The organism is Nonomuraea sp. NPDC049784, assembly GCF_040659615.1.
Lineage (GTDB): Bacteria > Actinomycetota > Actinomycetes > Streptosporangiales > Streptosporangiaceae > Nonomuraea.
Genome location: NZ_JBFAMX010000775.1, coordinates 1 through 4,098, shown reverse-complemented (window position 1 = coordinate 4,098; position 4,098 = coordinate 1). Strand labels below are relative to the sequence as shown.

Here is a 4,098-nt window from a genome sequence, read left to right as displayed (position 1 = left end):
GTCGAGTCGGTCACGCACGCCGGGCACGTGCCCCCCTTCAGCGAGACCGTGAGCGCCCCGGTGGGCAGCGCGCCTGTGCCGCGCGAGGACGCGACGGTGGCCGGCGAAGGTGACGCGCCGTTCTTCCTTGTGGTCTTCTCCCTGCTCGCCCTGGCCACCACGTTGCCACTGCCCCTGCTGTGGGCCCAGCCGGCCGTGGCGGCGATCCTGACCTCCGGGGCGTGCCTGCTGTCGATCACGGCTTTCCACACGCTGACCGTGGCGGGCGTGGTGGCGCAGCTGGTCACCGGCTACCGGCTCGGCCGTCACGGGTCGCAGGCGGCGGCCGTGCTGGTCGCCGTGCCGTACGCGGTGCCGGCGGTGGCGCTCGGTCCTGGCGACCACGTGTGGAGGCTCACGCTGGTGCTGGCGTTCCTGGCCCCGGCGGCGGCGCTGGCCGGGATCGCCGTGCGGGCCCGGCACAAGGCGACGGCCGACACCGCCGCCCGGCAGGTCATCGCCGACAGCCTGCTCGAGCACACCGCCCGCGGCGAGCGTGCCCGCATCGCCCGCGAACTGCACGACGTGGTCGCCCACCACATCTCCATGGTGGCCGTGCAGGCGGAGACGGCCCGGGTGGCCGTTCCCGGGATGCCGGCGGCGGGCGCGGAACGACTGCTGGCGATCGGCGACACCGCCAGGGCGGCGCTGACCGAGATGCGGCGGCTGCTCGGCGTGCTGCGCGAGGACGCCGAGGCCGAACCCGTCCGGCGTCCCCAGCCCGGCCTGCGCCTCCACGAGCTCAATGAGCTGATCGACGAGGCGCGGGAGGCGTCGGGTACGAGCACCCGGCTGATCCTGCGTGGTTCGCCGGTGGAGCTCGACCCCGGCGTGGAGTTGGCCGCGTACCGGATCATCCAGGAGGCGCTCACCAACGCGCGGCGGCACGCGCCGGGGGCGGCGGTGGACGTGGAGCTCGACTACACCGGCGAGGACCTGCGCCTGCTGGTGCGCGACAACGGCCCCGGGCCGTCGAGCGCGGAACGGGGCGGGCACGGCCTGTCCGGCATGCGCGAGCGTGCCGCCGCGGCCGGCGGCGAGCTCCGCACGGGCCCCGCGTACGGCGGCGGCTTCCTCGTGGAGGCCCGGCTGCCGGGAAGGGACGGGACGGCCGGATGAGCGGCGAGCACTCCAAGGTCAGGATCGTCATCGCCGACGATCACCTGGTCGTGCGGACCGGGTTCGCCGAGCTGCTCGACACCCAGCCCGACTTCAAGGTCGCGGGCACCGCCGCCGACGGGGCCGAGGCCGTGCGGGCCTGCCGTGAGCTCTCCCCCGACGTGGTCCTCATGGACGTGCGCATGCCGGTCATGGACGGCATCGAGGCCACCAGGCGGCTCGCCGGCGGGCCGAAGGTGCTCATCCTGACCACGTTCGACCTCGACGAGTACGTCTACGACGCCCTCCGCGCGGGAGCCAGCGGCTTCCTGCTCAAAGACGTCACGGCCGAGCGCCTCTTCGACGCGGTCCGCGTCATCGCCGCCGGCGAGGCGCTGCTGGCGCCGGCGGTCACCCGCCGCCACATCAGCGAGTTCGCCCGCCTGGGCCCGAAACCGGACACGTCGGCGCTCTCCTCGCTCACCCCTCGCGAGACGCAGGTCCTGCGGCTGGTCGCCGAGGGCCTGTCCAATCCCGAGATCGCGGCCAGGCTGGTGGTCACCGAGGAGACGGTCAAAACGCACGTGAGCCGCATCCTGGGCAAGCTCGGCCTGCGCGACAGGACCCAGGCCGTCGTCGCCGCGTACGAGACGGGCCTGGTCGTGCCGCGCGGCCGGGTGTGAGCGTCAGAAGTCGAACTTGTCGACGTTGTCCTTGTTGAACACGGTCGGCTTGCCGAGCAGCACCTCGCCCTTGGCCCCGACCGTGTACTCACCGAGCTTGCCCGCCTTGAACTTCTCCCCCTCGGCCCCGGTGATCTGCCCGGACGCGAGCGCGGCCGCGGCGTACGACGCCAGGTAGCCCAGGTCGGCCGGGTTCCACAGCTCGAACGCCTCGATGGTCCCGTCCTTGACGAACTTCCTGAGCTGGTTGGGGGTGCCGAGCCCGGTGAGCTTGACTTTCCCCTTGTACGGCGAGTCCGACAGGTAGCGGGCGGCCGCGGCGATCCCCACGGTCGTGGGCGAGATGATGCCCGCCAGGTCCGGATACGAGCGGAGAAGTCCCTGCATCTCGGTGAACGACTTCTGGTCGTCGTCGTTGCCGTAGGCGACCTTGACCAGCTCCATGTCCTTGTACTCGGGCTTCTTGAGCTCGTCCTTCATGAAGTCGATCCAGGTGTTCTGGTTCGTGGCGTTGGGGGTGGCGGACAGGACGGCGATCTTGCCCTTGTGCCCGATCTGCTCGGCCAGCAGCTGCACCTCCGTGCGGCCCAGGTCCTCCGCGCCGGCCTGGTTGACGAACACGTGACGGCCCTCGGCGGCGGTGTCGGAGTCGTAGCTGACGACCTTGATCCCGGCGGCCATCGCCTGCTTGAGGGCGGGCACGACGGCGTTCGGGTCGTTCGCGGAGATGACGATGGCGTCCTGCTTCTGCTGCATCAGCGTGTTGATGTAGGACACCTGCGAGGACGCGCTGGCGTCGGACGGCCCGACCTCCTTGCCCTCGCCGCCGAACTCCTTGGCGGCCTCGACGCCGCCGCCGTCGGCGATCGTGAAGTACGGGTTGTTGACCTGCTTGGGCAGGAACGCGATCTTCAGTCCCTGCTTGAGGGGAGCGTTCGGATTGGCCGCGGCGGACGACGCGGCGGCTGTGGCGGAGGCGGAGGACTGCTGTGCCACGTCGCTCTTCGTCGTGCCGCCGCAGGCGGCCGTCAGCAGGATGAGTCCGGCAAGGAGCGCCGTGGGCCGCCAAGGGGTGCGCGTTGTCATGAAGCGGACTTCCCTTCCACTTGTGGTGATGTGCGCCGCCGCCATACCGCCCCCAAGTTCGGCGCCAGCACGGATGCGACGAGCAGCAGGCCCGTCACGAAGTTCAGGACCTCGTTGGCCACGTCGGCGAGGATGAGTGCGTTGCGCACGACGCCGAGCAGCAGCACCGCCATCAGGACCCCGGGCAGCGTGCCGCGCCCACCGAAGATCGACACCCCTCCGAGCAGAACGGCGGCCACCACGGCCAGCTCGAGCCCGACGCCGTTGTCCGCCCTGGCGCTGGCGTAGCGGAACGTGTAGACGAGGGACGCCAGCGACGCCATCACTCCGGAGGCCGCGAAGAGCCAGAGCTTGATCCGCTTGACCCAGACGCCCGCGAAGAAGGCGGCCTCCACGTTCGAGCCGAGCGCGAAGATCGACCGGCCCAGCCCCGTCGCGTGCAGCACCACGGCCGCCACCGCCGCCAGCACCGCGACCAGCACGGTCGCGAGGGGGATCGGCCCGATCGAGGCCGTCGCCAAGCTCGTGTACGCGGGCGGCAGATCGGCCACCGCCTGGTCGCCGAGCATCACGTACGCCAGGCCGCGGAACAGCGCGAACGTGCCGATCGTGACCGCCAGCGAGGGCAGGCCGAGCCGGGTGACGAGCAGCCCGTTGAACGCCCCGCACGCGGCGCCCACCAGCAGGCAGATGGGCATGATCGCCTCGATCGGGAGCCCCGCGTTCCACAGCCGGCCGAGCACCGCGCACGACAGGCCCAGAGTGGAGGCCACGGACAGGTCGATCTCGGCCGCGACGATCACGAGTGTCATGGTCAGGGCCATGAGGGCGATCTCGGTGGTGTCGAGGAGCAGGAAGGAGACGTTCGACCCGTTCGCGAACCCGTCCACGCCCAGCGAGGCCCACACGATCACGCCGGCGAGCAGGACGAGGATGAGCCCCTCCCACCGGCGGGCCATCCGGACGAGATCAACGGCCATCGTCGGGCCTCCCAGAAGCGGGGTCGGTGGAATCGTGGAACCTCCGGCGGCGGAGCGCGGCGGCGACGCGCAGGGCCAGCACGCGGTCAAGGACGATGGCGGCGATCAGCAGGGCGCCGACGCGAACTCTTTTCCACCTTCGTACTCGCTGATCTCGACCCGGTTTACACCCTCAAGAAGCTGAACGCGCTCGTCTCTCCACACCCCTATGA

Annotated in this window: 4 protein-coding genes; 2 read left to right on the top strand and 2 right to left on the bottom strand. The window is 71.1% G+C overall.

The features are described from left to right. Together AB0J09_RS58225 and AB0J09_RS58220 are read left to right on the top strand one after the other, a co-directional pair. Positions 1–1,158, top strand: a 1,158-nt coding sequence (locus AB0J09_RS58225) for a sensor histidine kinase (RefSeq protein ID WP_360711745.1), incomplete at its 5' end; no start/stop codon positions are given. Further along, positions 1,155–1,820, top strand: coding sequence for a response regulator transcription factor (locus AB0J09_RS58220; RefSeq protein WP_360711742.1), 666 nt, complete (start codon positions 1,155–1,157; stop codon positions 1,818–1,820). The genes AB0J09_RS58225 and AB0J09_RS58220, both read left to right, overlap by 4 nt. A 3-nt stretch (positions 1,821–1,823) precedes the next feature. On the opposite strand, the gene rhaS is transcribed toward AB0J09_RS58220, so the two are convergent. After that, positions 1,824–2,906, bottom strand: coding sequence for a rhamnose ABC transporter substrate-binding protein (gene rhaS / locus AB0J09_RS58215; protein WP_360711739.1), 1,083 nt, complete (start codon positions 2,904–2,906; stop codon positions 1,824–1,826). Next, complete coding sequence (locus tag AB0J09_RS58210; protein ID WP_360711737.1) at positions 2,903–3,886, bottom strand: ABC transporter permease; 984 nt, start codon at positions 3,884–3,886, stop codon at positions 2,903–2,905. The genes rhaS and AB0J09_RS58210 overlap by 4 nt, the downstream gene beginning before the upstream one ends. Positions 3,887–4,098 lie beyond the last annotated feature (212 nt).

What these genes read in the sequence shown, in the direction of transcription:
- AB0J09_RS58220 (WP_360711742.1), top strand. Translation starts at nt 1,155, where the DNA reads ATGAGCGGCGAGCACTCCAAGGTCAGGATCGTCATCGCCGACGATCAC.
- rhaS (WP_360711739.1), bottom strand. Translation starts at nt 2,906, where the DNA reads ATGACAACGCGCACCCCTTGGCGGCCCACGGCGCTCCTTGCCGGACTC.
- AB0J09_RS58210 (WP_360711737.1), bottom strand. Translation starts at nt 3,886, where the DNA reads ATGGCCGTTGATCTCGTCCGGATGGCCCGCCGGTGGGAGGGGCTCATC.